Origin of the sequence: Xanthobacter agilis (assembly GCF_021730435.1) — a bacterium.
GTDB classification, from domain to species: Bacteria; Pseudomonadota; Alphaproteobacteria; order Rhizobiales; family Xanthobacteraceae; genus Xanthobacter; species Xanthobacter agilis.
Genome location: NZ_JABWGX010000001.1, coordinates 176,499 through 190,854, shown reverse-complemented (window position 1 = coordinate 190,854; position 14,356 = coordinate 176,499). Strand labels below are relative to the sequence as shown.

General features: G+C 67.7%; 15 protein-coding genes. 4 read left to right on the top strand and 11 right to left on the bottom strand.

All coding sequences use genetic code 11. The features are described 5' to 3' along the window. The first annotated feature begins 18 nt into the window (after window positions 1–18). Window positions 19–717, top strand: coding sequence for a toll/interleukin-1 receptor domain-containing protein (locus HUW53_RS00920; protein WP_237343853.1), 699 nt, complete (start codon window positions 19–21; stop codon window positions 715–717). Between the two features lie 25 nt (window positions 718–742). Here HUW53_RS00920 and HUW53_RS00915 read toward each other — a convergent pair whose 3' ends face one another. Next, window positions 743–1,441 (bottom strand): HisA/HisF-related TIM barrel protein, encoded by a 699-nt coding sequence (locus HUW53_RS00915; RefSeq protein WP_237343852.1) that lies wholly within the window; start codon window positions 1,439–1,441, stop codon window positions 743–745. 338 nt (window positions 1,442–1,779) lie between these two features. On the opposite strand from HUW53_RS00915, the gene folB reads away from it, so the two are divergent. From folB to HUW53_RS00900, 3 genes are all read left to right on the top strand, one after another. Further along, complete coding sequence (folB, locus tag HUW53_RS00910; RefSeq protein WP_237343851.1) at window positions 1,780–2,220, top strand: dihydroneopterin aldolase; 441 nt, start codon at window positions 1,780–1,782, stop codon at window positions 2,218–2,220. 95 nt (window positions 2,221–2,315) lie between these two features. Then, window positions 2,316–3,311: a class 1 fructose-bisphosphatase gene (locus HUW53_RS00905; protein WP_237343850.1), complete on the top strand. Its 996-nt coding sequence runs from the start codon at window positions 2,316–2,318 to the stop codon at window positions 3,309–3,311. Window positions 3,312–3,523: 212 nt separating this feature from the next. Continuing rightward, on the top strand, window positions 3,524–5,137 hold the full coding sequence (locus tag HUW53_RS00900; RefSeq protein WP_237343849.1) for an acyl-CoA synthetase: 1,614 nt from the start codon (window positions 3,524–3,526) through the stop codon (window positions 5,135–5,137). Window positions 5,138–5,211: 74 nt separating this feature from the next. On the opposite strand, the gene HUW53_RS00895 is transcribed toward HUW53_RS00900, so the two are convergent. The 10 genes from HUW53_RS00895 to HUW53_RS21720 form a co-directional block, all read right to left on the bottom strand. Beyond that, a complete protein-coding gene (locus tag HUW53_RS00895; protein ID WP_370877821.1) occupies window positions 5,212–5,706 on the bottom strand; it encodes a MarR family winged helix-turn-helix transcriptional regulator in 495 nt (164 codons plus the stop codon). Further along, window positions 5,703–6,407: an ABC transporter ATP-binding protein gene (locus HUW53_RS00890; protein ID WP_237343848.1), complete on the bottom strand. Its 705-nt coding sequence runs from the start codon at window positions 6,405–6,407 to the stop codon at window positions 5,703–5,705. The genes HUW53_RS00895 and HUW53_RS00890 overlap by 4 nt, the downstream gene beginning before the upstream one ends. Further along, window positions 6,404–7,186: an ABC transporter ATP-binding protein gene (locus HUW53_RS00885; RefSeq protein WP_237343847.1), complete on the bottom strand. Its 783-nt coding sequence runs from the start codon at window positions 7,184–7,186 to the stop codon at window positions 6,404–6,406. Before HUW53_RS00885 ends, HUW53_RS00890 begins: the two co-directional genes overlap by 4 nt. Beyond that, window positions 7,183–9,108: an ABC transporter permease gene (locus HUW53_RS00880; protein ID WP_237343846.1), complete on the bottom strand. Its 1,926-nt coding sequence runs from the start codon at window positions 9,106–9,108 to the stop codon at window positions 7,183–7,185. Before HUW53_RS00880 ends, HUW53_RS00885 begins: the two co-directional genes overlap by 4 nt. A 100-nt stretch (window positions 9,109–9,208) precedes the next feature. Continuing rightward, a complete protein-coding gene (locus HUW53_RS00875; protein WP_370877822.1) occupies window positions 9,209–10,402 on the bottom strand; it encodes an ABC transporter substrate-binding protein in 1,194 nt (397 codons plus the stop codon). 67 nt (window positions 10,403–10,469) lie between these two features. Further along, the gene (locus tag HUW53_RS00870; RefSeq protein ID WP_237343845.1) at window positions 10,470–11,054 is read right to left on the bottom strand and encodes an amino acid synthesis family protein; all 585 of its coding nucleotides are present in this window, start codon (window positions 11,052–11,054) and stop codon (window positions 10,470–10,472) included. Beyond that, window positions 11,051–11,635 (bottom strand): amino acid synthesis family protein, encoded by a 585-nt coding sequence (locus HUW53_RS00865; protein ID WP_237343844.1) that lies wholly within the window; start codon window positions 11,633–11,635, stop codon window positions 11,051–11,053. Before HUW53_RS00865 ends, HUW53_RS00870 begins: the two co-directional genes overlap by 4 nt. Then, window positions 11,628–12,572, bottom strand: coding sequence for a UPF0280 family protein (locus HUW53_RS00860; protein WP_237343843.1), 945 nt, complete (start codon window positions 12,570–12,572; stop codon window positions 11,628–11,630). The genes HUW53_RS00865 and HUW53_RS00860 overlap by 8 nt, the downstream gene beginning before the upstream one ends. A 3-nt stretch (window positions 12,573–12,575) precedes the next feature. Continuing rightward, window positions 12,576–14,072, bottom strand: a complete 1,497-nt coding sequence (locus tag HUW53_RS00855; RefSeq protein WP_237343842.1) for a 6-hydroxynicotinate reductase — start codon at window positions 14,070–14,072, stop codon at window positions 12,576–12,578. A 106-nt stretch (window positions 14,073–14,178) separates the two neighbouring features. Next, the gene (locus HUW53_RS21720) at window positions 14,179–14,307 is read right to left on the bottom strand and encodes a hypothetical protein (protein ID WP_272903685.1); all 129 of its coding nucleotides are present in this window, start codon (window positions 14,305–14,307) and stop codon (window positions 14,179–14,181) included. Between the last annotated feature and the right edge of the window lie 49 nt (window positions 14,308–14,356).

Here is a 14,356-nt window from a genome sequence, read left to right as displayed (position 1 = left end):
GGATTCGGGGAGGGCCAGTTGGCGCGACGCACAAACGAACAGATCTTTTTGGATCAACTCACCTATATGGCGGGTGACCCGCCGGAAAAGGTTTCGAGTAAGGCGTTGAAGGACACGTTGGCTTGGTCGGAAGATCGTTATGATAAAATCCGTCGCCAGTTGATCAATGCGGGCGTCATCAAGGGAGTGGTAGGCGGTGCTGGCGGATCGCTTGAACTTATGGGCGGAGCTGCGGATCTGGCCGGTGAAGCGGCTCAGGCACCGAAGAAGCATCCAGTCACTGCATTTATTTCTTACAGTCACGTCGACGCCAAGCTAAAAACTGATCTACTCAAGCATTTAGCGCCACTCAAGCGCCTAGGCCTGATCGACGATTGGCACGACCAGGAGATCAAGCCTGGCGACGAATGGGAAAAGGCCATTCTAACGCAGGTTGCGAGAGCTGATCTTGTGCTTTTGCTAATTTCTTCTGATTTTATTGCATCAGATTATTGTTATACGAAGGAACTTGGAAAGGTACTCGAACGGCACGAGGCCAAAAAGGCAACGGTTATCCCCGTCATTCTACGCCATTGCCTCTGGAGCGAGCTGCCGTTTGGCAAGCTGCAAGCGCTGCCCACTGACGCTAAACCAGTTACCTCTTGGGAAAATCAGGACGAGGCGCTGACCACGGTAGCGAAGGGTATTCGCGAAGCCGCACAGGCTAGACGGCATTAGCCAACTTTCCAAATTCGCTTTCGGCTCAACCTCCCCCCCACCCCCGCGCGCAGGCGGCGTTGATCCGGCCGTCGTGGAGGGCGGTGGCGACGAGGACGCCGGCGGTGCCGGCGGTGGCCAAAGCGTTGAGGTCGTCGGGACCGCGCACGCCGCCGGCGGCGAAAAGGGCGATGTCGGGGCGGCGGGCCTGGATGGCGTGGAGGGCGGCGAGGTCCGGGCCTTCGCCGGAGCCGACGCGGGCCAGGGTCATCACGATGACGCGCGGCGGCCACAGCGCCGCATTCTCGTGCAGCGCGCGCGGGCCGAGGGGGCCGGTGGCGTCGTGATCCAGGGACAGGATGGCGCCGGCCTTCAGCACCGCGGCGGCGCGCGCGTCATCGGGCAGCGATTCGGTGCCGGCCACGCTCACCCCCAGCCCGGCCATGGCGCGGGCGCGCACCGCCTCGGCGGTGGTCTCGCCGGCATCCACCCACAGTTCCACCTCCGGCGCAGCGCGGCGCAATGCGGCGATGGCGTCGGCATTGTGCCCGGCGCCGGTGATGGCATCGATATCGGCCACATAAAGGGTGCGGAACGGCGCCAGGGACAACAGGCCGGCCGCCACGTCCGCCGGGGCCGGCGAGACGCACAGGGGGCTTTCCAGCGGCGCATAGGTATCGCGCGCCCCCCGGCGGGCATGCACCACCCTGCCCCCCTTGAGATCGATGACCGGAATAAGCTGCATTCACCCCACCCCCGCCGCAAGACGCGGCGCAGGATCGCACCTTGCCGGCCGGCAACGCCAGCCCCCTCCCCCGCTTGCCCTCAACCGGCCCTCAGTCAAAGCCCGCGCGGCGCCGGTGCGCACCGCCGCAAGGCCCGCCGCGTGCGGTGCAGCGTGCATCAGCGGCGATGATGCGTTGAAAGCTCCCACGGAACACAATAGGAAGACAGGAAATCCACGGTGCGCGCGGCACCCGAGCCGGTTCCGGCCCGCCTCTCCACCAGGCCGGGCCGGCGGGCTGCCCCCTTGCGGTCGAGCGTCCGCGCAATCCGGCGTTCTGCTGCGCGCGTGAGGCGTGAATGACACCATCTGACGAACCCGACATCCTGGCCGACGCCGCCGTTTCCGCCGATGACCTGCCGGCCGGCAAGCCCGCGCAGTCCGGCCGGCTGTTCCTGCGCGCCTTGCCCTTCTTCGCCCGCCACGGGGTGCACGCGGCCGAGCGGGAGCTGGGGCAGCGATTCGTCATTGATGTGGACTGGTGGCTTGATACCCGCCCCGCCGCCTGGGCGGACGACGAGGCCCTCACCATCTCCTACCAGCAGGTCTATGAGCATGTGAGCGCGGTGGTGAACGACGACCCCGTGAGCCTCATCGAGACCCTGGCGGAGCGCATCGCCACCCGGCTGCTCGACCATTTCCACCTGCTGGAGCAGGTGCGGGTGGTGGTGCACAAGCCCGGCGCGCCGGTGACCGGCGTGTTCGGCGACGTGGGCATCGAGATCATCCGCCGGCGGTGAGCGCCCGGCTCGCCGCGGCGACAAGGGCTTTGCCGTTCAGCTGACGTTGGACCATAACGACGCTGGCGGCACGGCCCGCCGGTTGTGTCAGGGAGATGAGGGTGAGTGAGATCGTGACCCTTCAGGCGTATCTCGACCGCTGGGCGGGAACGGACGCCGGCCGCAAAGCGGTCGCCGGCGCGGTGCGCACCATCGCCACCACCGGGGTCGGCATCGCCGATCTGGTGGCGCGCGGTCCGCTGGAAGAGGGGCTCGCCAAGATCCGCGGCACCGATCCCAATGCCGGCGGCGACGCGCAGAAGGAACTCGACGTCATCGCCGAGGAACGCATCGTCACGGCCCTGAAGGGCACCGAGGTCGCCTTTCTCGCCTCCGAGGAGAGCGAGGAGCTGATTCCCGTGAACACATCCGGGCGGCTGGTGGTGGCGGTGGATCCCCTCGACGGCTCGTCCAACATCGACACCAACGTGTCGGTCGGCACCATCTATTCCATCCTGCCCTATGACGCGGCGGCCCACGCCAACCCGGCGGCGGCGGTGATGCGCACCGGCAGCCATCAGGTGGCGGCCGGCTTCCTGGCCTATGGCCCGGCCACCATCCTGGTCTCCACCCTGGGCGAGGGCACCCAGGTGTTCGTCTACGACCGGGACAAGGCCGATTTCTTCCTGGCCCGCGACCAGGTGGAAATCCCCGCCGAGACCAAGGAATATGGCGTCAACCAGTCCAACGTGCGCCAGTGGCACGCCCCCATGGCGGCCTATATCGCCGATTGCCTCGCCGGCAAGGACGGGCCGCGGGCCAAGGACTTCAACATGCGCTGGGTGGGCTCCATGGTGGCCGATGCCTTCCGCATCTTCACCCGCGGCGGCGTCTACGTCTACCCCTCCGACAAGCGCAAGGGCTATGAGAACGGCCGGCTGCGGCTGATCTATGAGGCGAACCCCGTCGCCTTCCTCACCGAGCAGGCCAAGGGCGCCGCCACCGACGGCAAGACCCGCATCCTCGACATCGTGCCCCACCACATTCACCAGCGCATCCCGCTGGTGTTCGGCTCGAAGGCCGAGGTGGAGAAGATCGCCTCCTATTATTGAGGCGTGCCGCCGCGGCGGTCGCGGATCGGACAGCGTGCAGCATGCGCGGCGCCGGCCCTCCACCGGCGCCGTTTGCTGCTCCGCCCCCTTGACCTGCCGCGGAAAAAAACGTTCGATCGTTTCCTGAACGCATCCAAGGCGCCCACCCGCCCCGTCCGCCGGAATCCGGCGGGCGGGGCGCGAGACAAGATGGCGCCATGCGGAGGAAACCGATGTCGCCTGCCTCGCCCTGCTATGAAACCCTTCGGCGCGCCTTCTCCTGGAACATCCCCAAGCGCTACAACATGGGGGTCGCCTGTTCCGACGCCCATGCCGACGGCACCGGCAAGCCCGCGCTGATCTTCGTGGAAGAGAGCGGCGCCACGCGCACCTATTCCTTCGATGAGCTGAAGGCGCTCACCAACCGCTTCGCCAATGCGCTGGTCGCCGGCGGGCTCGCGCGCGGCGACCGGGTGGCCGTGTTCCTGCCCCAGGCGCCGGAAACCGCCATCGCCCATATCGGCGCGTTCAAGGCGGGCCTGATCTCCGTTCCGCTCTTCACCCTGTTCGGCGACGAGGCGCTGGAATACCGGCTTGCCGCCTCGGGCGCGCGGGCGCTGGTGACGGACCTGTCCGGCCTCGCCAAGCTGGAGCGGGTGCGCGATCGCCTGCCGGAGCTGGAGCATGTGTTTGTCATCGGCTCTGATCCGGGCGCCGGCCACGCCCGGCTGTTCGATGCAGCGCTGGCAGCCGCCTCCGACCGCTTCACGCCGGTGGACACCACGCCGGACGATCCCGGCATCATCATCTTTACCTCCGGCACCACGGGCAATCCCAAGGGCGCGCTGCACGGCCACCGGGTTCTGCTCGGCCACCTGCCGTGCCTCCAGGTGATCCACCAGGGCATGCCCCAGCCCGGCGACCTGCATTGGACCCCCGCCGATTGGGCCTGGATCGGCGGCCTGTTCGATGTGCTGTTCCCCACCCTGCACCTGGGCGTGCCGGTGCTGGCCCATCGCGCGCGGAAGTTCGACCCCGAAGCGGCCATGGCGCTGATGGCCGATCACGGCGTGCGCAACGTGTTCCTGCCGCCCACGGCCCTGAAGCTGCTGCGGCAGGCGGATGTGAAGCCCCGCGCGCTGAAGCTGCGCTCGCTGCTCACCGGCGGCGAGAGCCTGGGCGCGGAGCTCGGCGCCTTCGTGGCCGAGCGGCTGGGCGTGGAGGCGCGGGAGATCTACGGCCAGACGGAATGCAACCTGGTGGTGGGCTCCAATTCCAATTTCTTCCCCATCCGCGCCGGCGCCATGGGCAAGCCCATGCCCGGCCACGATGTCCGCATCGTGGATGACGCAGGCGTGGCGCTGCCCGTGGGCGAAGAGGGCCACATCGCCATCCGCGCGGGTGATCCGGTGATGATGCTGGAATACTGGCGCAACCCCGAGGCCACCGCGCAGAAATATGCGGGCGAGGTCCTCCTCACCGGGGATCGCGGCCGCCAGGATGAAGACGGCTACCTCTGGTATGTGGGCCGGGCCGACGATGTCATCACCTCCGCCGGCTACCGCATCGGGCCGGGGGAGATCGAGGATTGCCTGTTGAAGCATCCGGCGGTGGCGCTGGCGGCGGTGGTGGGCGTGCCGGACCCGGTGCGCACCGAGGCGGTGAAGGCATGGCTGGTGCTGAAGCCCGGCTTCAGCGGCACGCCGGAACTGGCCAGCGAGCTACAGGAGCATGTGAAAGCCCGCCTGTCGGCCCACGAATACCCGCGCCAGGTGGCCTTCGCCGAAGAGCTGCCCATGACCGCCACCGGCAAGATTCTGCGCCGGGAACTCCGGGCGCGGGGGTGATGCCGAAGGCCCATGAGGTTGAAGCATGGGCCTTTGGTCAAGACTCGGGGCCAATGGCGTAGGCTGCCGCCCCGCTATTTCAAGCGGTCCAGCAGCGCCAGGAAGGTCGCCCGCTCCTGTGCATCGAGCGGCGCGAGGGTTTCATCCGTGATGGTGTGGGCGATGGGGATGCAACGCTCCACCAGTGCGGCGCCCTCCCCCGTGAGCGCCACCACGAGGCGCCGTCCGTCCTCCGGATCGGGGCAGGTTTCCACCAGGCTGCGCTTCACGAGGCGATCCACCACGCCCTTGATGGTGGCGGCGTCCATCGCCGTCAGCCGCCCCAGCAGGTTCTGCGAGCAAGGCCCGTTCTCGAACAGCTTGGACAGCGCGGCCCATTGGGTCGCGGTCAGTTCCTCCCCCATGCGGGCGGCAAAGATGGTGGTGTGCCGCTGCATCACCTGCCGCAGCATGAAGCCGGCCTGGGTCTCAAGGATGTAAGCGGGCGCCGGCGCCTTGGTGCGTCGGCGCCGGGTCCCGGAAGCTGGCTTCGCGCTCACCCGTCCCGCTCCCCCGTCCTGTGTGCTCATACTGCCAAGTACGCATCCCGGATCTCGGGATTGGCCTCCAGCTCGCCCATGGTCCCGGAGAATCGGATCCGACCCTTCTCGATAATATAGGCGCGGTCGGAGATCAGCTTTGCAAAATGCAGGTTCTGCTCCGAGATGATGATGCTGAGCCCTTCCCGCTTCATGGTCATGATGGCTTCCGCCATCTGCTCCACGATCTTGGGCGCGAGGCCCTCGGACGGCTCGTCGAGCAGCACCAGGGACGGATTGCCCATGAGGGTGCGGCCGATGGTGAGCATCTGCTGCTCGCCGCCGCTCATGTGGCCGCCGGCCCGCTTGCGCATCTCGCCGAGGTTGGGGAACAGCTTGTAGATGCGCTCCGGCGTCCAGGTGGCGACGCCGGGGCGCGGCTCTTGCCGGCCCACCTCGAAATTCTCCTCCACCGTCAGCTCGGTGAAGATGCGCCGGTCTTCCGGCACATAGCCCAGGCCGCGCCGCGCGATCTCGTAAGGCGGCAGGCGCGAGACGTCCTCGCCCTCGAACACCACCTTGCCGGTGCGCTGGGGCACGAGGCCCGCCACCGAGCGGAAGCTGGTGCTCTTGCCGGCGCCGTTGCGGCCGAGCAGGGCCACCACCTCGCCCTCGCCGACCTCGAACGCCACATCGAACAGAATGTGGGCCTGACCGTAGAAGCTGTTGAGCCCCGAGACTTCGAGCTTCATTGCACGGCCTCCTCGCGGTGCTTGGCATCGTAGAGCAGGCCCTCGCCCAGATAGATGGCCTGCACATGGGGATCGCGGCGCACCTCCTGCGGCGAGCCGCGGGCGATCAACTCGCCCCGGTTCAGCACCATCACCGCGTCGGCATGCTCGAACACCACATCCATGTCGTGCTCGGTGAAGAGCACGCCCATGTCCTTCTTGCGGGCGATGGCGGCGGTGAGGCGCATCAGCTCCACCCGCTCCTTGGGCGCCATGCCGGCAGTGGGCTCGTCCATCAGCAGCAGGCGCGGCTGGTTGGCCAGCGCCACCGCCAGTTCGAGCCGTTTCAGGTCGCCATAGGCCAGCTCCCCGCAGGGTCGTTCCGCCTGCTGGTCCATGCCCACCAGGGTCAGGAGGTCGTCGGCCTCCTCCCGATGGGCCGCGCCCGCATAACCCAGCACCGACCACAGCCGGCGGTGATAGGACAGGAGCGCCACCTGCACATTCTCCCGCACCGTCATGGAGGAGAAGGTGGCGGTGATCTGGAAGGTCCGCCCCACGCCGCGACGCCACACCGTGCGCGGTGGCAGGCCCACCATTTCCTCGCCGTTGAGCCGGATGGAGCCCGCATTGGGGCGGATCTGCCCATTCAGCATGTTGAAGCAGGTGCTCTTGCCGGCGCCATTGGGGCCGATGAGCGCCAGAATCTCGCCCGCCTGGAGCGAGAACGACACGCCGCGCACGGCATGGACCCCGGAATAGGACTTCACCAGCCCCTTCACTTCAAGCAGCGCGTTCATCGGGCCGCCTCCAGCTTTGCGATGCCGACAGGCGCCGCCTCGGTGGCCGCCTTGCCGGCGGCCTTGGGTCCGGCCCCGTTCGGCGCCGGGGGCCGGCGATGGCGCCAGTCCTCCAGGAAGCCGACGATGCCTTTCGGGAAGGCCACCACCAGCAGCACGATGATGCCGCCGAGCACCAGCTTCGACAGCTCGGTCTGGCTCATCAGCCAGATGGCGAGCGCCTTGTAGACCACCGCGCCCACCACCGCGCCCGACACCGTCTCGATACCGCCGAGCAGCACCATGACGAGGCCGTCCACCGACATGGGGATGGCCAGGGTTTCCGGAAACACGCTGCCCTTCAGGAAGGCGAACAGGGCCCCGGCAATGCCGGCGAAGGTGCCCGCCACCATGAAGGCGGCCCACTGGGTGCGCTTGCCGTCGATGCCGATGGCCTCCGCGCGCAGGGCGCTGTCGCGCGCCGCCCGCAGACCGAAGCCGAACGGCGAGAACACCAGCATCCGCAGCAGCGCGACGCCCACCACCACCACCGCCAGGGTGAGCCAGTAGAAACCTTGCGGGGTCGACGCCCAGGCCGACGGCCAGATGCCGAGGATGCCGTTGTCGCCGCCCGTCACCTCCACCCATTGGAACGCCACCGACCAGGTGATCTGGGCGAAGGCGAGGGTGAGCATGGCGAAATAGACGCCCGAGAGCCGCACGCAGAACCAGCCGAACAGCACCGCCCCCGCAAGGCCCAGCAGCGGACCGAGCAGCAGCGCCGCCTCCATGGGCGCGCCGAAATAGGTGACGGCGAACGCCGCCCCATAGGCGCCAAGCCCGAAATAGGCCGCGTGGCCGAAGGAGGAGAGGCCGCCCACCGTCATCATGAAGTGCAGGCTCGCGGCAAACAGCACGAACACCAGGATTTCCGACCCGACACTCAGCGCATAGCTGCCGGAAACCAACGGCAGCAGCGCCGCCAGCAGCACCACCAGCGCCACCCCGGAGCGCTCCAGCACCGACATCGGCTTCCAGGGGCGCACCGAGATGCCGGCGCTGGCGCGCGGCGCCGCATCGGGCTTGCCGAACAGGCCCCAGGGCCGCACCACCAGCACCACCGCCATCACCAGGAACACGGTGATCATGGAGATCTTCGGCAGCACCAGGATGCCGAACGCGTTCAATTCCGACACCAGCACGGCGGCGATAAAGGCGCCCGTGACCGAGCCGAGCCCGCCGATGACCACCACCACGAACACTTCCACAATGATGGACAGGTCCATGTAATGGGTGACGGTGGTGCGCGGGATCTGTAGCGCGCCGCCGAGGGCGGCCAGGAACACGCCAAGGGCGAACACTGAGGTGAATAGCCACTTCTGGTTCACGCCCAGGCTGGCCACCATCTCGCGATCCTGGGTGGCGGCGCGCACCAGCACACCCCAGCGGGTGCGGTGGAACAGGAGCCACAGCAGGCCCAGCACCGCCGGCCCCAGCAGGATCAACAGAATGTCGTAGGAGGGCACGAGCCGGCCGAACAGGCTGAAGGCGCCGCTGAGGCCGGGCGCGCGCGGGCCCATGAGGTCATCAGGCCCCCAGATCAGCACCACCAGATCCTGCACCATCAGTGTCACGCCGAAGGTGGCGAGGAGCTGGAACAGCTCGGGCGCCTGATAGATGCGCCGCAGCAGCACCATTTCCATCAGCGCGCCCAGCGCCGCCACCACCAGGCTCGCCACCAGCAGCCCGCCCCAGAAGCCGAGCGGGCCGGCGAAGCGGTCGGTGAGGGTGAAGGCCACATAGGCGCCGAGCATGTAGAAGGCGCCGTGGGCGAAATTCACGATACGCGTGACGCCGAAGATGATCGACAGGCCGGAAGCCACCAGAAACAGGGATGCGGCGCTGGCCAGTCCACTCAGGGCCTGGATCAGGAGAAAGTCCACGGCTCCGCCTTTCGTTCACCGGGAGGGAAGGTTCTGTTTTTTGAGGCCGCCCGCCGTCGAGGGCGGGAGGCCGGTCTTGTGTGCCGAGAGAGAGGGCGCTTCAGTTCGCCGGGCGCATCTTGGCGGCATCGTCCTCGCTGGGCAGGTAATCGGCGCCCTTCTTGAAGACCACGTCCACCATGATGCCCTTGCCGTCCTTGAGCGCGGTCTTGCCCACGAAGGCGCCAAGCGTCGACTGGTGGTCGGCGCCGCGATAGACGATCTCGCCGAACGGGGTGGACACCTTGAGGTTCTTCATCGCCTTGACGAGGCCCTCGTTGGAGTGGTCGTCGGTGGCGTTCAGCACCGCCGCGATGCTCTTCACCGTGGAATAGCCGACGATGGAGCCGAGCCGCGGATAGTCCTTGTTGAGCTGCTGGTAGGCATCCAGGAACGCCTTATGCTCGGGCGTGTCGATGGAATACCAGGGGTATCCGGTGACGATCCAGCCTTCGGGGGTCTCACCCTTCAGCGGGTCGAGATATTCCGGCTCGCCGGTGAGATAGCTCACCACCGCGCGGTTCTTGAACACGCCACGGGTATTGCCCTCGCGCACCAGCTTCACGAGGTCGCCGGCGAAGGTGGCGTTGAGGATGGCGTCGGGATTGGCGGCGTCGATGGCCTGGAGCACGGGGCCGGCGTCGATCTTGTTCAGCGGCGGCCACTGCTCGGCCACGAACTCCACATCGGGACGGCGCTTCTTCAGGAGGTCCTTGAACGCGGCGACGAACGACTGGCCGAACTCGTAATTGGGGGCGATGGTGGCCCAGCGCTTGGCGGGGAGCTTGGCCGCCTCTTCCGCCAGCATGGCCGCCTGCATGTAGTTGGAGGTGCGCAGGCGGAAGGTGTACGGATTGCCCTTCGACCACACGAGCGCGTCGGTGAGCGGCTCGGACGCCAGATACATCACCTTCTTCTGCTTGGCGAAGTCGGAGAGCGCGAGCCCGACATTGGACAGGAAGCCACCGGCGATCATCACCACGCCGTCGCGCGAGACCAGCTCGTTGGCGGCGGTCAAGGCATCGCCGGGCTTGCCGCCGTCATCCTTGGAAATGATGACGAGCTTTTTGCCCTTGATGCCACCGGCATCGTTGATCTCCTTCAGCGCCAGCTCCATGCCCTTGCGATAGGGATCGGTGAAGCCCGGCAGGGCGGAATACGAATTGATCTCGCCCACCTTGATCTCGCCTTCGGCGCGCGCGGCGCCGGAAGCCATCAGCAGGGCGGCAAGCGCCAGTCCCATCATCCGTTTCATACGATCATCCCCTCTGGTTTTTCGATGCACCGTATTTCGTCACGCGCACGTCGAAGCCGCCGTGATTTTAGCGCAACCCGTCCTCGCCTTTGATGTCGGCCGTGGTGAGGCCCCCCACCCGCGGCAGCGGCCGCCCCGAGTCCGTCACCGCCACCGCCACCACGATCTCATTGGCGCGGGGCGCGTCCGGCACGCTCACCTGCATGCCGTCGAAATGGCTGCGCACATAGGCCGCGTCCTTATGCCCCAGCGGAATGTCGAGCTCGGCGCCGAGCCCGCCGCGTCGCTTGGAGGAGGGAATGAGCGCCGCGCCCTTGCCCAGCACCTTGCGCACCGGCGTGCCCATCTTGGGATGCAGCAAAGCGGCGGCATGCTCCAGCTCGCCATTCTCGCCCACCAGGGCCGCCTTGCCGTAGCTCTGGGCCGCCGGCCCGGCGATGCCGAGGGCGTCCACCGCCTTCTGCGCCAGCAGGCCACCCAGTTCCTCGCCGATGGCGACGAGCTCGGACAGATCTTCCACATAGCGGCCCGCGAACGGGTTCTCGATCACCGCCACCACCGCGGCCCGCCGGGTGGGCGGGGAGATGGCGCGCCCCATCTCCATATGGGTCTCTTCGACGATCGTGATGATCTTGCGGATCTTCGCGCTCATCGCAGGCCGTCCTCGCCCTTGATGTCCGCCGCGGCGAGCCCGCCGACGCGGGCATGGACCCGCGGACCGCTGGTCATCACCAGCACCAGCACGATCTCGTCGGCCTTGGGGCCGTCGGGCACGCCCACTTCCATGGCGTCGAAATGGCTTCTCACATACGAGGCGTTCACATGGGTCACCGGCACATCAAGCCGCGTGCCGGGTCCGCCCACCTTCTTGGTGGAGGGCACGATGGCCTTGGCATCGCCCAGGATCTCGCGCATGGCGTAGCCGCCGGGCACATGCCACAGCGCCCCATGCTCCAGCTCGCCCGCGGCGCCGACGATGGCGCCCTTGCCGTAACCGTCGATGGTGGCCGGATCGCCACCCAGCGCCTTCAGCAGCTCCGCCGCCATGGCCACGCCAAGCGGCGTCAAATCATCCATGAAGCCGGCGATGTCTTCCACATAGCGCCCGGCAAACGGGTTCTCGATCACGTTGATGATCGCCCCGCGCTTGCGCGGAGTGGCGGCCACGGGCCCGCCCTCGTGGAAAATCTCCTCGATCATCAGAATCTTCTTGCGAACTTTCACCTCAGGCATGGGCGCACTCTTTTTCTGGCTTTGAGGGAAGTGGAACCGCCGCCGCATGCGGCGGGAGAGACAGAAGACCATCTCCGGTGCTCATGGTTTCGCCTTGCAGGTGCAAGGCCGCGGCGCAGATGAGACCGCGTGCCGAAAGATCGCGCGCCACCGCCAGACCGGCGGTCAGCGCCTGCGCCCGCTCGGCGGCGGTCAGTTCGGGAACCGCCCGCGTCACCGGGAGGGTGCCAAGGTCGCTGTCCGGCTGCATCTGGCAGGCGGACACGCGCACCACGCCGGGATGCCCCGGCAGATCCACCGCATTGGCCACCACGGTGGCCGCCGCGTCGGCCATGGCCGCGGTGGGGGCGAGGATGGTCACGGCATCGGCGATGCCGAGGGAGAAGCTGCGCCCGCGCCAGCCGCTGGTCGCCACGCCGCGCACGGGGTCGTCGGCATCGACCTCCGCCGCGCCGATCAGGCGCGGCTGGTCGGGCCGGTCCACCAGCCCCACCGCGAACCGCGCGCCGGCCGCTAGGTACAGCGCGATATCGCCGCCGTTGTTCACATAGGCGCGGTGGACGCCCGGCGCGATCAGGGCCTCGAGCACCTCTTCCGCCACCGCGCCGGCGACAGCGGCCATGGGGGTGATGAAGACGGCGTCCGCGAACGGCGCCACCGCCCGGCCCATGCGTTGCGCCACCCGATGGGTCAGCGCCGGCCCATGGCGACCCGCCGGCATCCGCAAGACATCCAGCTCCTCGCAAAGGGCGTAGAGCAGGCCCGTGAAACGCGCCGCCGCCGCCCCATAGGCTCGCTGCACGGCCCCATCCTCCCCCATCGCCTCGATGACGAGATCGATGGGGCCGTCCTGCAGGTGCAGGCGGCGGCCGTCGGGCAGCAGGGCCACCTGCGGCGCGCGGCGCGCGAGATCGGGAAGGGGGCGCGGGGCGGCCATGGCTCAGCCGTGCGACCGCTTGGCCGCCTGGGGCGCCAGCGGCCAGGGATTGTCGGACAGGGGCGCGACCGGCTTCAGCGCCTCCTCGCTCTTGACCGAGGACAGGGGCCGCACCTCCGCCATATGGCCTCCGAGGGCCTGGTAATCGTCGAGGCGCAAGGTGAACTCGATGGGCGCCACCAGGGCCGGCGTCGGCACATAGCCGAACGCATTCTCGGGCAGCCGCGTCACATCCACCATGAAGGTGATGCCGCCGCCGGGATACACATAGACCGGCGCGCCGCCGCAGGTGACATAGGTCAGCGCATCCTTCACCGAGCGGGTGAGGCGCACCGGGTCTTCGGTGACGCCGGCCCGCAGGGAGCCGCCGGCACCCGCCATGAACAGCACGGTGGACAGGGCCGGCTCGCAATTGTCCTTCACCCGCTGGGTGGAGGCGGCAAGCTCCGGCGGCAGCGCCTTCTCCACCGGGGTCAGGGTCTCGTCGAGCTCGAAATAGGCGGCATGCTCGCCGGTGGTGGAAATGAAGAACAGGCGCAGCCCCGGCCAGGCCAGCTTGGGATCGAACGGACCGATGATGGACAGCGGATCGGAAATGTCGGTGCCGCCCCAGCCGGTGCCGGGCGCGGCCACCTGGAAGTAACGGCCGGGCGTGGAGCGGCGACCCTTCATCTTGATGCCGGTCTCGCGCACGCCGAGCAGCTTGCCCGCCTGATGCTCCGACAGGACGCCGGTGATGTGGTCGTCCACCACCACCACCTCGTCGGCCTTATCGAACCATTGCTTGGCGAACATGCCGATGGTGGCGGAGCCGCAGCCGACCCGCATCCGCTCTTCCAGGGCGCCATTGACGATCGGCGCCTTGCCGGCCTCCACCAGCACCGTCGCCCCGCCGTCGATGGTCAGCTCCACCGGCTTGCCGTTGCACAGGTCGAGCAGCGCCTCGCAGGTTACGCGGCCTTCCTTCTTGCCGCCGCCAGTGAGATGATGGACCCCGCCCAGGGACAGCATCTGCGAGCCATATTCGGAGGTGGTCACATGGCCCACCGCCTCGCCCGCCGCGCGCACGGTGGCTTGCTCTGGCCCGAGGAACCGATCAGTGTCGATCTTCACCTTCACGCCGCAATAGCTGAAGATGCCTTCGGTGACGACAGTCACCATGTCCACCCCGTCCACCTGCGAGGAGACGATGAAGGGGGCGGGCTTGTAATCGGGATAGGTGGTGCCGGCGCCGATGGCGGTCACGAAGGTGTCGGGGGTCGAGACCAGCTTGCCGTCCCAATCCCCGCCGCGATGGAAGGCCACCACCGGCCCACCCTGCGCCAGCGTGCGGTCGAGCACCACATGGGGATCGACGCGGATCAGCTCGCCGGCCTGGTTGGCATAACGGTCGCAGGCCCCTGTCATGCCGGGCTTGATGTAGCACATGACCGGACAGGCATCGCACCGGATCTTCTCGTCGCCGGCCGGCCGCATGCCGGTGGTCGCTTCGTCACCCATCACGCTCTCGCTCGTCGCTCTTGTCGCCGCATGCACCTTGCCTGGGTGGCTCCCGGCGACGGCGCAGTTCATATGTGTACTAATGAAATCACCATCCCCGATCCTGTCAAGCACAAGGAATGGGCACGCTGCCTGAAAGGGCATCTTCGCGCAAAGGACCCTTGACGAGTTTCATTTGTATAGAAACAATCTGCGAAAACAACAGCGCTGCCGCAGCATCCAGAAGGGCAGACATGACCGACCTTGGACGTCCAACACGGGCGATGGCCCGCCGGTTCCGCTGC

Coding starts and splice junctions, on each gene's coding strand:
- HUW53_RS00875 (WP_370877822.1), bottom strand. CDS start 10,402: ATGAAACGGATGATGGGACTGGCGCTTGCCGCCCTGCTGATGGCTTCC.
- HUW53_RS00860 (WP_237343843.1), bottom strand. CDS start 12,572: ATGGCCGCCCCGCGCCCCCTTCCCGATCTCGCGCGCCGCGCGCCGCAG.
- HUW53_RS00885 (WP_237343847.1), bottom strand. CDS start 7,186: ATGAACGCGCTGCTTGAAGTGAAGGGGCTGGTGAAGTCCTATTCCGGG.
- HUW53_RS00865 (WP_237343844.1), bottom strand. CDS start 11,635: ATGCCTGAGGTGAAAGTTCGCAAGAAGATTCTGATGATCGAGGAGATT.
- HUW53_RS00900 (WP_237343849.1), top strand. CDS start 3,524: ATGTCGCCTGCCTCGCCCTGCTATGAAACCCTTCGGCGCGCCTTCTCC.
- HUW53_RS00855 (WP_237343842.1), bottom strand. CDS start 14,072: ATGGGTGACGAAGCGACCACCGGCATGCGGCCGGCCGGCGACGAGAAG.
- HUW53_RS00895 (WP_370877821.1), bottom strand. CDS start 5,706: ATGAGCACACAGGACGGGGGAGCGGGACGGGTGAGCGCGAAGCCAGCT.
- HUW53_RS00915 (WP_237343852.1), bottom strand. CDS start 1,441: ATGCAGCTTATTCCGGTCATCGATCTCAAGGGGGGCAGGGTGGTGCAT.
- HUW53_RS00870 (WP_237343845.1), bottom strand. CDS start 11,054: ATGAGCGCGAAGATCCGCAAGATCATCACGATCGTCGAAGAGACCCAT.
- HUW53_RS21720 (WP_272903685.1), bottom strand. CDS start 14,307: ATGTCTGCCCTTCTGGATGCTGCGGCAGCGCTGTTGTTTTCGCAGATT.
- HUW53_RS00890 (WP_237343848.1), bottom strand. CDS start 6,407: ATGAAGCTCGAAGTCTCGGGGCTCAACAGCTTCTACGGTCAGGCCCAC.
- folB (WP_237343851.1), top strand. CDS start 1,780: ATGACACCATCTGACGAACCCGACATCCTGGCCGACGCCGCCGTTTCC.
- HUW53_RS00905 (WP_237343850.1), top strand. CDS start 2,316: ATGAGGGTGAGTGAGATCGTGACCCTTCAGGCGTATCTCGACCGCTGG.